This window comes from Erwinia sp. TECH1 (assembly GCF_054057575.1).
The window spans coordinates 1,942,248-1,956,094 of record NZ_JBSRZK010000001.1; the positions used below are offsets into that span (position 1 = coordinate 1,942,248).

13 protein-coding genes are annotated in these 13,847 nt (G+C 58.5%); 8 read left to right on the forward strand and 5 right to left on the reverse strand.

All coding sequences use genetic code 11. The features are described from left to right. Nucleotides 1-93 precede the first annotated feature (93 nt). Nucleotides 94-654, forward strand: a complete 561-nt coding sequence (locus ACVWZ0_RS09145; RefSeq protein ID WP_253454563.1) for an immunity 42 family protein — start codon at nucleotides 94-96, stop codon at nucleotides 652-654. A gap of 410 nt (nucleotides 655-1,064) precedes the next feature. Here ACVWZ0_RS09145 and ACVWZ0_RS09150 read toward each other — a convergent pair whose 3' ends face one another. Beyond that, complete coding sequence (locus tag ACVWZ0_RS09150) at nucleotides 1,065-1,412, reverse strand: SymE family type I addiction module toxin (RefSeq protein ID WP_253454562.1); 348 nt, start codon at nucleotides 1,410-1,412, stop codon at nucleotides 1,065-1,067. Nucleotides 1,413-1,843: 431 nt separating this feature from the next. On the opposite strand from ACVWZ0_RS09150, the gene gvpU reads away from it, so the two are divergent. Continuing rightward, nucleotides 1,844-2,269, forward strand: a complete 426-nt coding sequence (gene gvpU / locus ACVWZ0_RS09155; protein ID WP_253454561.1) for a gas vesicle accessory protein GvpU — start codon at nucleotides 1,844-1,846, stop codon at nucleotides 2,267-2,269. A 129-nt stretch (nucleotides 2,270-2,398) separates the two neighbouring features. Here gvpU and mfd read toward each other — a convergent pair whose 3' ends face one another. Both mfd and ACVWZ0_RS09165 read right to left on the reverse strand, forming a co-directional pair. Continuing rightward, the gene (mfd, locus tag ACVWZ0_RS09160; RefSeq protein ID WP_253454560.1) at nucleotides 2,399-5,842 is read right to left on the reverse strand and encodes a transcription-repair coupling factor; all 3,444 of its coding nucleotides are present in this window, start codon (nucleotides 5,840-5,842) and stop codon (nucleotides 2,399-2,401) included. 77 nt (nucleotides 5,843-5,919) lie between these two features. After that, complete coding sequence (locus ACVWZ0_RS09165) at nucleotides 5,920-6,129, reverse strand: hypothetical protein (RefSeq protein WP_125289634.1); 210 nt, start codon at nucleotides 6,127-6,129, stop codon at nucleotides 5,920-5,922. A 247-nt stretch (nucleotides 6,130-6,376) separates the two neighbouring features. Between ACVWZ0_RS09165 and lolC the strand changes: the two genes are divergently transcribed. Genes lolC through cobB form a run of 5 tightly spaced genes read left to right on the forward strand, consistent with a single transcriptional unit; the run spans nucleotide 6,377 to nucleotide 11,271 of the window. Next, nucleotides 6,377-7,576 carry a lipoprotein-releasing ABC transporter permease subunit LolC gene (gene lolC / locus ACVWZ0_RS09170; protein WP_253454559.1) on the forward strand — a complete coding sequence of 400 codons (1,200 nt, stop codon included), beginning with the start codon at nucleotides 6,377-6,379 and terminating at the stop codon, nucleotides 7,574-7,576. Next, a complete protein-coding gene (gene lolD / locus ACVWZ0_RS09175; protein ID WP_125289636.1) occupies nucleotides 7,569-8,273 on the forward strand; it encodes a lipoprotein-releasing ABC transporter ATP-binding protein LolD in 705 nt (234 codons plus the stop codon). Before lolC ends, lolD begins: the two co-directional genes overlap by 8 nt. Further along, nucleotides 8,273-9,517 (forward strand): lipoprotein-releasing ABC transporter permease subunit LolE, encoded by a 1,245-nt coding sequence (gene lolE / locus ACVWZ0_RS09180; protein WP_253454558.1) that lies wholly within the window; start codon nucleotides 8,273-8,275, stop codon nucleotides 9,515-9,517. The genes lolD and lolE overlap by 1 nt, the downstream gene beginning before the upstream one ends. Before the next feature lies 1 nt (nucleotide 9,518). Then, the gene (gene nagK, locus ACVWZ0_RS09185; RefSeq protein ID WP_253454557.1) at nucleotides 9,519-10,430 is read left to right on the forward strand and encodes an N-acetylglucosamine kinase; all 912 of its coding nucleotides are present in this window, start codon (nucleotides 9,519-9,521) and stop codon (nucleotides 10,428-10,430) included. Nucleotides 10,431-10,440: 10 nt separating this feature from the next. Further along, complete coding sequence (cobB, locus tag ACVWZ0_RS09190) at nucleotides 10,441-11,271, forward strand: Sir2 family NAD+-dependent deacetylase (RefSeq protein ID WP_253454556.1); 831 nt, start codon at nucleotides 10,441-10,443, stop codon at nucleotides 11,269-11,271. Between the two features lie 134 nt (nucleotides 11,272-11,405). Here the strand turns inward: cobB and ACVWZ0_RS09195 are convergent, their stop codons facing one another. Both ACVWZ0_RS09195 and ACVWZ0_RS09200 read right to left on the reverse strand, forming a co-directional pair. Continuing rightward, nucleotides 11,406-11,714, reverse strand: coding sequence for an EthD family reductase (locus ACVWZ0_RS09195; RefSeq protein WP_253454555.1), 309 nt, complete (start codon nucleotides 11,712-11,714; stop codon nucleotides 11,406-11,408). Nucleotides 11,715-11,907: 193 nt separating this feature from the next. Continuing rightward, entirely contained in the window at nucleotides 11,908-13,101 is a 1,194-nt protein-coding gene (locus ACVWZ0_RS09200) for a benzoate/H(+) symporter BenE family transporter (RefSeq protein ID WP_253454554.1), read from the reverse strand. A gap of 94 nt (nucleotides 13,102-13,195) precedes the next feature. Here ACVWZ0_RS09200 and ACVWZ0_RS09205 point away from each other — a divergent pair, with 94 nt between their 5' ends. Then, on the forward strand, nucleotides 13,196-13,801 hold the full coding sequence (locus ACVWZ0_RS09205; protein WP_253454553.1) for a helix-turn-helix domain-containing protein: 606 nt from the start codon (nucleotides 13,196-13,198) through the stop codon (nucleotides 13,799-13,801). Nucleotides 13,802-13,847 lie beyond the last annotated feature (46 nt).

Genomic DNA, 13,847 nt, shown 5'->3' on the forward strand with positions numbered 1-13,847 from the left:
TTCTCCCTGTATGAACCCCGGCTAAACTGTCGGGGTTTATTACCTCGAATAGCTATTGAAACGAAATGATTCAATTAACAATGAGCGTAGAAAATGTTTTTTGGTGATCCTTATCGTTTTGCCATTTTTGCTGAATGTATTCCTGACTGGAATCCTCCTTCAGGCTCTTTCTACAATGGGCTTTTCTACTACAGTATTGACGGCAACTTTTTCCCGCAGGATTTAAGAACGGCAACGCTCTGTGTGGATGTTAATACACTCCTGGGTCCCGCTAATGCCCTGTACACGCCGCCGGTAAATGCAGAGGTGTTCGCTATGCCCGCACCTGACGCTTTCAAATATTTATATAGTCTGACCTGGCCAGAAAGCATGGCAGAGGAGGAGTACCCGGAAGGGGATCCTGTTTACCGTGCAGATACAGAAAATATTTCCGAAAGCGGCACCTCTGTTTTTGCTGTTTCCGATGGCAAGATGGTCAGGATCCTGGCAGCCAGAACGCAGCGACTTGTGCAAAAAAAGGATAGCGACCGCTATGAATGGGTCGATGAAAAGGCACTGAACATTGCTGAAATCACCCTTGCCAGCAGTGAAATAGCGGCAATTGTGGATAAAATAAAAAATTATTATTCTTCCCTTACGCCATTACCTGAATAAGCTTGTCCTGACAAGCCAGCAAGCCAGCAAGCCAGCAAGCCAGCAAGCCAGCAAGCCAGCAAGCCAGCAAGCCAGCAAGCCCAGCAAGCCAGCAAGCCAGCAAGCCAGCAAGCCAGCAAGCCAGCAAGCCAGCAAGCCAGCAAGCCAGCAAGCCAGCAAGCCAGCAAGCCAGCAAGCCAGCAAGCCAGCAAGCCAGCAAGCCAGCAAGCCAGCAAGCCAGCAAGCCAGCAAGCCAGCAAGCCAGCAAGCCAGCAAGCCAGCAAGCCAGCAAGCCAGCAAGCCAGCAAGCCAGCAAGCCAGCAAGCCAGCAAGCCAGCAAGCCAGCAAGCCAGCAAGCCAGCAAGCCAGCAAGCCAGCAAGCCAGCAAGCCAGCAAGCCAGCAAGCCAGCAAGCCAGCAAGCCAGGATGGCTTACACAAAGCCCCCGTTACTCCGCCTGAACACTGGTGCATCGTCGCTATCCTGCAACGCGCCGGGGAAATCCTTTATCCACTGCTTCACCTTTTTATGATTGATATGCGCTACGCTCAATCCCTCAATACAGCCCCACAGCTCGCGGCCGTTTTGCGCCGTGATCACAATACATTCCGGCATCACGCGTACTTTCAGCGGCATCCCTTCGGCAAAGCCTGCCTGCTCTATCCACTCGCCGCGTAAAAATATTGCTCGGTGCGCGGCGCGGCTGTAAAACTCGCAGCGAGTGGTCGGCTGCGGCGCTTCAGTTACGCGCGGTTCTGACTTACAATCCTTCTTAGCCATGATTAACTCCCAAACAGTTATTTGTGGTTAGCGGTGATAGCGGGCTCCACCCCGTTATTACCGCGCTAAAAACACCTCTCTTCTCCTTCTTCCTGTCTTCCCTCATTGCTTAAATATACGCCTTCTCCTGTGCAAACTCGCTGAAAACGCAACGATAAAATGCGAGGCAGTTCCACAAACTGCATTAATGTTTTTCTCTGACGTACCTCGCCTGGTTAATATCTTTTTTTACCATTGCTGAAACCGATTTCTGTGCCGGACGACAGGCTATTCAACGATAAATAACGGCAAGTCGGGGCGGACAGGCAATCCTCGCCAGACGGCCAGCGGCGGAAAATCGGCGATCGGCGTCCGACTGGTCAGCGACCCGTTCTCCACTAAACTCATTAAGGTAGTTGATAGATCCCCTTTATAACGGCAAGGAGAACGGCATGTCTGAACAAAGTGAAATGACTAACGTGTTCGCCAGTAAAATGCGCGACGCCGATCTGAACTTTATCGCTAATATCGCCAGTAAATTGGGCGTCGGCCTGGGCGTTACGCTGTTTGTAAAAGGCGCGCTGGTAACGGGCAACACCATTTCCGGTAAGGAATATTACGAGAAAATCGTCGAGTTTTTTGGCGACGCGCAGGAAGGCACGGTAGAGCAGGCGATAGCGAATTATTTTAAACGCACCGGCGAGGCGTACTACACGCCGGAAGATGACGACGCGTCAGTGCCGCTTAACTTTTTGCATCTGAAAGATGTCGCCTTCCGGTTAGGATCGGAAAAGTTCTCGCATCATAAAAACGGGCTGTTAAGGATTAAAATAGAAGAGATAGATGGCTTTATGTTGGGCATTTCGTCGAACGAATAATAGCGCGGCGTGCAGAGCTTTAGCGGAGAATAATCGTGTTAGCCTGTTATGCTCAGGCTAACCGTGCACCTGTCGGTAAAGCACGCCGTTGCTGCCTGCTGAGGGCAGGCGGCAACGGCAGCAGACGCATCAGGCGGCGTTTTCCAGCACCTGCGTCATAAAGTCGCGCACCCATTTCACCCGCAGCTTGCGCTCGGCGAGGTCGCGCACAAACTTCAGCTTCGTTGGGCCGTCAAGCCGCCAGTTCTGCGGCTCTTTTTGCAACAGGCCAATCAGCCAGGACGGGTCGGCTTTGTTTTTCTCCGCAAACTCGATAAAACCGCCTTTCTCGCTCGCTTCAACGCGCCGGATGCCAATTTTCTTCGCCAGCAGGCGCAGCGTGGCGATATCCAGCAGGTTGCGCGCCGGGTCCGGCAGCTGGCCGAAGCGGTCAATAAGCTCCACTTTCAAATCGTCCAGCTCGCCTTCCTGCTGCGCGCTGGCGATGCGCTTATAGAACGACAGGCGGGTATTCACATCCGGAATATAATCGTCCGGCAGCAGCGACGGCATCCGCAGTTCGATATCGGTCTGGCTGTTGGTCAGATCTTCCAGCGACGGCTCGCGGCCTTCCTTCAGCGCGTCCACGGCGTTTTCCAGCAGCTCCATATACAGCGAGAAGCCAATCGTCTCCATCTGGCCGCTCTGATCCTCGCCCAGCAGCTCGCCCGCGCCGCGAATTTCCAGATCGTGCGTTGCCAGCGCAAAACCGGCGCCCAGATCCTCCAGCGAGGCGATCGCCTCCAGACGCTTGTGCGCGTCGGTGGTCATCGCTTTTGGATGCGGCGTCAGCAGCCACGCATAGGCCTGATGATGCGAACGGCCCACGCGGCCGCGTAGCTGATGCAGCTGCGCCAGGCCAAAATGGTCGGCGCGCTCGATAATAATGGTATTCGCGGTCGGGATATCGATGCCGGTTTCAATAATCGTGGTGCAGACCAGCACGTTAAAGCGCTGATGATGGAAATCGTTCATCACCCGTTCCAGATCGCGCTCACGCATCTGGCCATGCCCCACGGCGACGCGCGCTTCCGGCACCAGCTCCGCAATGCGATGGGCGGCTTTTTCGATGTTCTCCACGTCGTTATAGAGGTAATAAACCTGGCCGCCGCGCAGCACTTCACGCAGGATAGCTTCGCGTACCACCAGGTTATCGAACTCGCGGACAAAGGTTTTCACCGCCAGACGACGGGCAGGCGGCGTGGCGATAATCGACAGGTCGCGCATGCCGCTCATCGCCATATTCAGCGTGCGGGGAATAGGCGTCGCGGTCAGCGTCAGAATATCAACATCGGCCCGCATCGCCTTGATGCGCTCTTTATGGCGCACGCCGAAGCGGTGCTCTTCATCCACAATCAGCAGCCCCAGATCGCGCCATTTGATTTCGCTTTGCAGCAGCTTATGGGTGCCGATCAGAATATCAATTTTGCCTTCACGCGCTTCTTCCAGGATCTGCGCCTGCTCTTTCGCGCTGCGGAAACGGGAGAGCATTTCAATGCGCACCGGCCAGTTGGCGAAGCGATCGCGGAAGTTGTCATAATGCTGCTGGGCGAGCAGGGTGGTCGGCACCAGCACCGCAACCTGCTTGTGGTTCTCTACCGCGAGGAAAGCGGCGCGCATCGCCACTTCGGTTTTACCAAAGCCGACGTCGCCGCACACCAGGCGATCCATCGCCAGCGGCTGGCACATATCGCTGAGCACCGCGTTAATCGCCTGCGCCTGATCCGGCGTGGTTTCAAACGGGAAACTGTCGCAAAACAGCTGATACTGCTCGCGATCGTGTTTAAAGGCAAAGCCCGCTTTTGCCGCTCGCTGAGCATAGATATCCAGCAGCTCGGCCGCCACATCGCGGACTTTTTCCGCTGCTTTCTGCCGCGCGCGCGACCAGGCATCGCTGCCGAGCTTGTGCAGCGGCGCGTTTTCGTCTGCGCCGCCGGCATAGCGGCTAATCAGATGCAGCGAGGAGACCGGCACGTAGAGTTTGGCGTCTCCGGCATAGGTCAGCATCAGGTATTCCGCCGTGATGCCGCCGGTTTCCAGCGTGGTCAGGCCAATATAGCGGCCGACGCCGTGCTCCAGATGCACCACCGGCTGGCCGGGATGCAGCTCGGCCAGGTTGCGGATCAGCACGTCCGGGTTGATAGAGCGGCGCGTGTCCTGACGGCGGCGGCTGACGCGCTCGCCCAGCAGATCGCTTTCGCAAATCAGCGCGCGGTTGCGCAGGCTGTCGATAAAGCCGTGCTCGCTGGCGCCGACGATCAGGTAAGCGCCGGGCTGCTCCGCCTCATGCAGCGCGTGAATGGTCTTCGGCACCAGCTTGATGCGGGCCAGCAGCTCCTGAAGCGCCTCGCGGCGGCCTTCGCTCTCTACCGAAAAAATCACCGGGCCGCTGAACGATTCCAGAAAACGACGCAGCGCATCCAGCGGCGCTTTCGCCTGCGCCTGGACGGCCAGGTCGGGCAGCGGCTGATAGCCCAGGTTAGTGTTGACGGCTTTTTCCGGCAGCGCCTCATTTTTCAGCTGCACGCGCGGCCAGTTTTTCAGCTCGCTGAACAGTTCGTTGGTGCGCAGCCACAGCTTTTCCGGCGGCAGCAGCGGACGCATCGGATCGACGCGACGGTTTTCAAAGCGCGCCATCACTTCCTGCCAGAAGCGTTCCGCTGCGCCTTCCAGATCGCCGGTGTTAATCAGCAGCGTATTGGCCGGAAGATAGCTGAACAGCGCGGGCAGCGACTGCTCAAAAAAGAGCGGCTGCCAGTATTCGATACCGGACGGCAGCGTGCCTTTGCTGACCTGCTGGTAAATGTGCTCGGCCTCGCGCCGGACGTCAAAGTGCTCGCGCCACTGGGTGCGGAACAGCTCAATGGCCGCTTTGTCCGTAGGAAACTCGTGCGCGGGCAAAAGATTGATCGCCTCGACCTCTTCCAGCGTGCGCTGGCTGTCGACGTCGAACAGGCGCAGGCTGTCGATTTCATCATCGAAAAAGTCGATGCGGTAAGGCTGCTCGCTGCCCATCGGATAGAGGTCCAGCAGCGCGCCGCGCGTGGCGTATTCGCCGTGCTCCATCACCTGATCGACGTGACGGTAGCCTGCCTGCTCCAGCTGGGAACGCAGCGTATCCCGCGACAGGCGCTGGCCCTTGCGCATCACCAGCGCATGGCCATGCAGAAAACTGTGCGGACAGACGCGCTGCATCAGCGTGTTAACCGGCAGGATCAGCACGCCTTTTTCCAGCGAGGGCAGATTATAAAGCGTGGAGAGACGGGAAGAGATGATTTCCTGATGCGGCGAAAAGCTGTCGAAAGGCAGCGTTTCCCAGTCGGCCAGCGTTAATACCGGCTCATCGGTAAACTGGCGGATTTCATCCTGCAGCCGCAGCGAGGTTTGCATATCCGGTGCGATAAGCATCACGGGGCCGCCGTGTCGCGCCAGGATTTCAGCACATTCCACCGCACAGGCGGCACCGGTTAATTGTCCCAGCTGGCGCTGGTCGCCTGCTTTTGCTGGCAGGGTATATCGGGCTTGTTCAGGCATAGTCAGTTAGTCGGTCTCTTCACATAAAGGGAGAGCAGAAAACGACGCGTTTCCTGTTCGGCTAACCGAGTATACCTCTATTTCGGCGATTGTTGGGTGTAGTGCATTCTGGGTCGGTCAATGTTTGCCCAAATGAGTTCTTTTTCGCCGTGATAGCTGTGATTGCCATCGTCCCACTTCACGTAATAGCCCGCCGGCGCATCGCCCTGTTCAAACACGTTGACGACCAGTCCTTTAATTTCGCCCGTTTTATGCCGGACAATACTGCCTTTTTCATACTTTGACATTATGACCACTCCCGCCTTTACTCTACGCTGCTCCCTTTAAGGGATAATTAAGTCTATGCCCTTTTTTGCGTAATAATTGAGTAATTAACGGTCGTTTTTAGTGTGATATTTCGCCAATAAAAGCGCGTGTCGCAAGAGATAACAAAACTTAGCAAAAGAGTCAGCGGCTTAGAGGTTCCATAACGCCGGGCTAACCTTTATCATCTTCGATCACTTTTTGCCTTATTACCGCCAGAAGACGGATTACATGTATCAACCTGTCGCGTTATTTATCGGCCTGCGTTATATGCGCGGGCGAGCATCAGACCGCTTCGGGCGGTTTGTATCCTGGCTTTCCGCCATCGGCATCACGCTGGGGGTGCTGGCGCTGGTCACCGTGCTGTCGGTGATGAACGGCTTTGAACACGAGCTGGAAAAAAGCACCTTAAACCTGATGCCCCAGGCGCTGATTAGCAGCGAGAAAGGCTCGATCGACCCGCAGCAGGTGCCGGCGGATTCGCTGCAGCTGAAAGGCGTCAGTCGCGTCACGCCGCTGACCACCGGCGACGTGGTGCTGCAAAGCGCCCGCAGCGTCGGCGTCGGCGTTATGCTGGGCATCAACCCTGACGAGCCGGATCCGCTGACGCCGTATCTCGCCAATGTGAAGCAGAGCGATCTACAGCCCAATCAGTACCGCATTATCGTCGGCGAACAGCTGGCGGAGCAGCTTGGGCTGAAGCGCGGCGACCAGCTGCGGCTGATGGTGCCGTCCGCCAGCCAGTTTACGCCGATGGGGCGGCTGCCCAGCCAGCGCCTGTTTACCGTTATCGGCACGTTCGCCGCCAACAGCGAGGTGGACGGCTATCAGATCCTGGTCAACCAGCAGGACGCCTCGCGCCTGATGCGCTATCCGGCTGGCCATATCACCGGCTGGCGGCTGTGGCTGGACAAACCTCTCCAGGTGGATACGCTCAGCGAGCAGAAGCTGCCGGACGGCCTGGTCTGGAAAGACTGGCGCGAGCGCAAGGGCGAGCTGTTCCAGGCGGTGAAGATGGAGAAAAACATGATGGGGCTGCTGCTCAGCCTGATTGTCGCCGTCGCCGCGTTTAATATCATCACCTCGCTGGGCCTGCTGATTATGGAAAAGCAGGGCGAAGTGGCGATCCTGCAAACTCAGGGGCTGACCCGCCGGCAAATTGTGCTGGTATTTATGGTGCAGGGCGCAACCGCCGGCATCGTTGGCTCGCTGGTCGGCGCGCTGCTGGGCGTGCTGCTTGCCAGCCAGCTGAATAATCTGATGCCGCTGATCGGCATCTTCCTGGATGGCGCGGCGCTGCCCGTCGAGATTTCCGCCGTTCAGGTGGCCACCATTGTTGTTATCGCGATGGCCGTGGCGTTGCTTTCCACGCTCTATCCCTCCTGGCGCGCCGCCGCCGTTCAACCCGCTGAGGCTTTACGTTATGAGTAACCCGATTCTGTTGCAGTGCGACAACCTGTGCAAACGCTACCAGGAAGGCAGCGTCCAGACAGACGTCTTGCGTAATGTTTCTTTCAGCGTGGCGCCTGGCGAAATGATGGCGATTGTTGGCAGCTCCGGCTCCGGCAAAAGCACCCTGATGCACTTGCTGGGCGGGCTGGATACGCCAACCTCCGGCGACGTGGTGTTTAACGGCAAGTCGCTGAACGGCATGTCTTCGTCGGCAAAGGCGGAGTTGCGCAACCGCGAGCTGGGCTTTATCTATCAGTTCCACCATCTGCTGCCCGATTTCAGCGCGCTGGAAAACGTCGCCATGCCGCTGCTGATTGGCAAGGCCAGCAAGGCGCAGGCCGAGGCGAAAGCCATTGATATGCTGCGTGCGGTTGGTCTGGAAAAGCGGGCGGCGCACCGGCCTTCCGAGCTTTCGGGCGGGGAACGGCAACGCGTGGCGATTGCCCGCGCGCTGGTAAACAATCCGCGTCTGGTGCTGGCGGATGAGCCGACCGGCAACCTGGACGCGCGCAACGCCGACGCCATTTTCGATCTGCTGGGCGAACTGAACGTGCGTCAGGGCACCGCTTTTCTGGTGGTGACGCACGATCTGCATCTGGCGAAGCGGCTTAACCGCCAGATGGAAATGCGTGACGGCGTGCTCAGCGAAGAACTGACGCTGGCGGGCATGGCGTAATGGCAAGTTCTCTTTCTCTGCTCCTGGGCCTGCGCTTCAGCCGTGGGCGCCGTCGCGGCGGTATGGTATCGCTGATTTCAGCGATCTCTACGGTTGGCATTGCGCTGGGCGTGGCGGTGCTGATTATTGGCCTCAGCGCCATGAACGGCTTCGAACGCGAGCTGAATAACCGCATTCTGGCCGTGGTGCCGCACGGTGAAATCGAACCGGTCAACCAGCCCTTTACCGGCTGGCAGTCGCTGCTGCCGAAGGTGGAGCAGGTTCCGGGCATTGCGGCGGCTGCACCCTATATCAATTTCACCGGCCTGATTGAGAGCGGCGCAAAGCTTCAGGCGATCCAGGTTAAAGGCGTCGATCCGCAGCAGGAAACCAAACTGAGCGCGCTGCCTGCCTATGTGCAGAATAATGCCTGGCAAAGCTTCGGCGCGGGCAAGCAGCAGATTATTTTAGGTCAGGGCGTCGCCAACAGCCTGAAGGTAAAGCAGGGCGACTGGCTGACTATTATGATCCCCAACAGCGATCCCGAACATAAGCTGCTCCAGCCGAAACGCGTGCGCCTTCAGGTCAGCGGCATTCTGGCGCTGAGCGGGATGTTGGATCACAGCCTGGCGCTGGTGCCGTTGCAGGATGCGCAAAATTATCTGGCGATGCGTGACAGTGTCACGGGCATCGCGCTGAAGATGACCAATCCGTTTGCCGCGCAGAAGCTGGTGCGGGACGCGGGCGAAGTGACGCACGCCTATGTCTATATCCGCAGCTGGATTGGCACCTACGGCTATATGTACCGCGACATCCAGATGATCCGCGCCATTATGTATCTGGCAATGGTGCTGGTGATCGGCGTGGCCTGTTTTAACATTGTCTCCACGCTGGTCATGGCGGTGAAGGACAAGAGCGGCGATATTGCGGTGCTGCGCACGCTGGGCGCCAGGGACGGACTGATCCGCGCTATTTTTGTCTGGTACGGGCTGATGGCTGGCCTGCTGGGCAGCGTCAGCGGCGTGGTGGTCGGCGTGCTGGCGGCCTTTAACCTGACGCCGATTATCCACGGTATCGAAACCTTAACCGGCTACCACTTCCTGTCCGGCGATATCTATTTTATCGATTTTCTGCCGTCAGAAGTGCACTGGCAGGATGTGGGCATCGTGCTGCTTACCTCGCTGCTGCTGAGCCTGATCGCCAGCTGGTATCCGGCCAGACGCGCCAGCCGCATCGATCCGGCGCGCGTGCTGAGTGGGCAGTAGCATGTATTACGGCTTTGACGTCGGCGGCAGCAAAATCGCGCTTGGCGTCTATAACGAGCAGCGCCAGCTTATCTGGAGCCAGCGCGCCGCCACGCCCACGCATGATTACGCGCAGCTGCTCGACAGGCTGGCGGCGATGACGGACGAAGCCGATAAGTTCTGCGGCACGCGGGGCAGCGTCGGTATGGGCATCCCTGGGCTGCCCGTGCCGGATGACGGCACGGTCTTTACCGCCAACGTGCCGGCGGCGCAGGGACAGCGCCTGCAGGCGGATCTGAGCCAGCGGCTGGGGCGGGAAGTCCGTATTGATAATGACGCCAACTGTTTTGCGCTGTCGGAAGCCTGGGACGACGAGTTCAAAGCCTATCCGGTGGTGCTGGGGCTGATCCTGGGCACCGGCGTGGGCGGCGGGCTGATAGTGGAAGGCAAACCGCTGACCGGACGCAACTTCGTCGCAGGCGAGTTTGGCCATATGCGGCTGCCGCTGGATGCATTGGAAGTGCTGGGCCGCGACGTGGCGCAGCCCCTCTGCGGCTGCGGCAAGCGCGGCTGTATCGAGCCGTGGCTTTCCGGGCCGGGCTTTGCCCGCCTGTGGCGGCTGCATAATCAGTCAGATCTCAGTGCGCCGGAAATCGCCAGCCGTTATTATCAACGGGACGAGCAGGCCATAGCCCATACCGCCCGCTATCAGGCGCTGTTGGCCGTTTGCCTGGCAAACTGGCTGACGCTGGTGGATCCGCATCTGGTGGTGCTGGGCGGCGGGCTGTCTGGTTTTGACGCGCTTTACGACGGGCTGGAGCAGCAGGTGGCAACGCATCTGCTGCCGCGAGCAAAGCCGCCGCGTTTTGCCAAAGCCCGCCATGGCGATGCAGGCGGCACGCGCGGCGCCGCTTTTTTGCACATTAAGGATTAGAGGATTTAACATGCGTACACCCCGTCGCCGGCTGAGACTGGCTCGCTACAAGAAAACCCGACGCAAGGTGCAGCAGCGTTTGCGTCAGCGCATTTTCGAACGCGACCGCAATCTGGAGATCGCCATGCATCCTTTACCGCGAGTTGTTGTCCTGACCGGCGCAGGTATTTCTGCCGAGTCGGGGATCCGCACTTTCCGGGCTGCCGACGGCCTGTGGGAGGAGCACAAGGTGGAAGACGTGGCGACGCCGGAAGGCTTCGCGCGCGATCCGCAAAAAGTGCAGGCTTTTTATAACGCCCGCCGTCGCCAGCTGACCAGCGGCGATATCCAGCCCAATGCGGCGCACAAAGCGTTGGCCGAGCTGGAAGCCGCGCTGGGCGACCACTTTCTGCTGGTGACGCAAAATATTGATAACCTGCACGAACGCGCGGGCAGTCGTAACGTTATCCATATGCACGGCGAGCTGCTGAAGGTGCGCTGCGTCTCCAGCGGCCAGGTGCTGCACTGGCAGGAAGACGTCAAGGAAGACGATCGCTGCCACTGCTGTCAGTTCCCGTCGGTGCTGCGCCCGCACGTGGTGTGGTTTGGCGAAATGCCACTACAGATGGATGAGATCTATCAGGCGCTGGCGCAGGCGGACTACTTTATCGCTATCGGCACCTCCGGCCACGTCTATCCGGCGGCGGGCTTTGTGCATGAGGCGAAACTGCAGGGCGCCCATACCGTCGAGCTGAACCTGGAGCCAAGCCAGGTCGGCAGCGAATTCGAAGAGAAAGAGTACGGACTGGCAAGCGAGGTGGTGCCGGAATTTGTGCAGCGCCTGCTGGCGAAGATCAAGTAACCCATGCCATATGGGACGGCAACCTGCCGTCCTTTTTCTGCATGGCTTTTGCGATTGTGTATATGATTGCCGTTACGTTTCTCAGGCAGAAATAAGGCTCAGGCGGGATTTCTCCCCGCCTTTTTTCGCTCGTGTTACGCCACGACTTCAGAAATCCACTTCACTGACGTGATATTGGTGAAGTTTGCCACATCACCCACAATCTCATCGATATGACCTTCCATGCCTTTTTGCAGATCCTCGACAGAGCGGCAAACCAGATGGCAGGCGGCAACATAAGGTGCTGGCGTACCTTCAGGTGTGCCAATGATTTTGTCGATGGAGAAGGACACCAGATAGTCGCCCATCCTTGCCTGGATCAGCGGCAGATGCACATCGCGATAGTAGTCATGATCGAACTCACCGTTTTCAACGTTCGGGTATAACACGCTATATTTAATCAAATTTCACCTCTTTGGTTGCGCCCGGCACGCAGCGCGCCGGGTAATCCTCATTATAGCGAGGAGGCACGCAAGGTGATTAGCGCCCTGAGTCACGACTGTATCTGTGCTTTGCCTTTGGCAGCGTGGCTGATACAGCAGGCCGCGCGCATAGTCTCTGGCGCAACGGCAGTCACGCCAGCCGGTAAAATAGCGCTCAAATCGGCAACCCGTCTTGGCGGCGTGGCAAACAAAAAACCAGATGTGCCACTATCCCACCCACCAGCCCCCAGAACGCCGCGCCAATCCCCAGTAGCGACAGGCCCGACGCCGTGATCAGAAAGGTAATCACCGCCGCGTCACGTTGTTTATCCTCCGCCAGCGCGCGCTGCAGGCTGCCCGCTATTGTTCCCAGCAGCGCCAGCCCGGCGAGGGTATGAATAAGCGCAGGCGGCAGCGCGCTGAACAGCTGACCAATCGCGCCGCCAAACAGGCCCGCCAGCAGATAGAAAAAGCCTGCGCAGACCGCGCCCCAGTAGCGACGCTGCGGATCGGGATGCACGTCCGGCCCCATACAGATTGCCGCCGTAATGGCCGCGATACAGACGGAAAAACCGCCGAAAGGAGAGAGCAGCAGCGAAGCCAGCCCGGTCCAGCTCATCAGCGGCGAAACGGGCACCGGATAGCCTGCCGCTTTCAGCGTGGCGATGCCGGGTGCATTCTGTGAGGCCATCGTCACTATAAAAAAGGGAACGCCAATGCCGAGCAGCGATGACCAGCTAAAATGCGGCGCGATAAATGCCGGCACGGCAAAGGTCAGCGGCTGCTGCGAAAGGTGGATCTCTCCCTTTATCGCCGCGACGGCCAGACCCACCAGCAGCGTCAGCACAATGGCGTAGCGCGGCAGAAAACGGCGCGCTAACAGGTAAGCCAGGCACATGCTGGCCGTCAGCGTAAAATCAGGCTGCAGCGAGGCGAAAGCATCCAGACCAAAACGCAATAAAATGCCCGCCAGCATGGCGGCGGAAATCGCCTGCGGAATATGGTTCATCAGGCGTGCAAACAGGCCGGTCACGCCGCAGAGAAAAATCAGCCCGGAAGCAAAGATAAATACGCCGATAGTTTCCGGCATCGGCGTGCCGGGCAGGCTGGTGACCAGCAGCGCCGCGCCCGGCGTGGACCAGGCCGTCAGCACGGGCGCGCGATAATAGATCGACAGCCCAATTGAGGTCACGCCCATTGCCAGACCCAACATGCTTAGCCAGCCGCCAGTCTGCGCCGCCGTTGCGCCGGCGGCCCCGGCGGCCTGGAAAATAATGGCGGCAGAGCTGGTGTAGCCCACCAGCACCGCGACAAATCCCGCCACCACGGCAGGAAAAGTCAGGTGACGTAAAGAAAAGGCAGGACGCATGATCCTCTCCCGATTGACCGTTATAACGCACAAGCTAGCACTGTGCGCTATAACGCACAAGTGTTATGCTAAGGAAAAAAACGGGGGAGTTTTGATGCCACAAACACTACCGGAACCTGGTCGTATTCTGCGAGCGCTGCGCCTGGCGCGCGGCTGGAGCCTGACGGAAGCCGCCGTGCAGACAGGCGTCAGCAAAGCGATGCTTGGCCAGGTAGAACGCGGCGAATCCAGCCCAACCGTGGCGACGCTATGGAAGATAGCGACCGGTTTTAACGTGCCTTTCTCGCATTTTATTGCCGACCCCGCCCCTGAGAGCGCCTTTCTTCGCAGCGTAGGAACCGATGGCTGGCGACAGCAGCATACGACCATGCAGGCCAGCCCGCTGTTTCCCTTCGATCGCCAGTTGGGTTTTGACATGCTGGTGGTTGAGCTGGCCGCCGGCGTGCTCAGCGAGTCTTCCGCCCATGAGCGCGGCGTAATTGAACACGTTGTCGTTATTGAAGGCGAACTCCGGCTGGCGACCGGCGCGCAATGGCATACGCTTAAAGCAGGCGAAGGGCTGCGTTTTCAGGCCGATACGCCGCACAGCTACCGCAATGACGGCACAGCGCCGGTGCGTTTTTACAGTCTGATCCACTATCCGTGCGCCTTTAGCCTTCCGGGCGGGGGCGCGCCGAAGCCGCAGGATCCGAGCAGGTAACTGACCTGACGCAATAAACGTCGGGCAAAATAACAGATAATAACCG

What these genes read in the sequence shown, in the direction of transcription:
- ACVWZ0_RS09145 (WP_253454563.1), top strand. Translation starts at nt 94, where the DNA reads ATGTTTTTTGGTGATCCTTATCGTTTTGCCATTTTTGCTGAATGTATT.
- ACVWZ0_RS09150 (WP_253454562.1), bottom strand. Translation starts at nt 1,412, where the DNA reads ATGGCTAAGAAGGATTGTAAGTCAGAACCGCGCGTAACTGAAGCGCCG.
- gvpU (WP_253454561.1), top strand. Translation starts at nt 1,844, where the DNA reads ATGTCTGAACAAAGTGAAATGACTAACGTGTTCGCCAGTAAAATGCGC.
- mfd (WP_253454560.1), bottom strand. Translation starts at nt 5,842, where the DNA reads ATGCCTGAACAAGCCCGATATACCCTGCCAGCAAAAGCAGGCGACCAG.
- ACVWZ0_RS09165 (WP_125289634.1), bottom strand. Translation starts at nt 6,129, where the DNA reads ATGTCAAAGTATGAAAAAGGCAGTATTGTCCGGCATAAAACGGGCGAA.
- lolC (WP_253454559.1), top strand. Translation starts at nt 6,377, where the DNA reads ATGTATCAACCTGTCGCGTTATTTATCGGCCTGCGTTATATGCGCGGG.
- lolD (WP_125289636.1), top strand. Translation starts at nt 7,569, where the DNA reads ATGAGTAACCCGATTCTGTTGCAGTGCGACAACCTGTGCAAACGCTAC.
- lolE (WP_253454558.1), top strand. Translation starts at nt 8,273, where the DNA reads ATGGCAAGTTCTCTTTCTCTGCTCCTGGGCCTGCGCTTCAGCCGTGGG.
- nagK (WP_253454557.1), top strand. Translation starts at nt 9,519, where the DNA reads ATGTATTACGGCTTTGACGTCGGCGGCAGCAAAATCGCGCTTGGCGTC.
- cobB (WP_253454556.1), top strand. Translation starts at nt 10,441, where the DNA reads ATGCGTACACCCCGTCGCCGGCTGAGACTGGCTCGCTACAAGAAAACC.
- ACVWZ0_RS09200 (WP_253454554.1), bottom strand. Translation starts at nt 13,101, where the DNA reads ATGCGTCCTGCCTTTTCTTTACGTCACCTGACTTTTCCTGCCGTGGTG.
- ACVWZ0_RS09205 (WP_253454553.1), top strand. Translation starts at nt 13,196, where the DNA reads ATGCCACAAACACTACCGGAACCTGGTCGTATTCTGCGAGCGCTGCGC.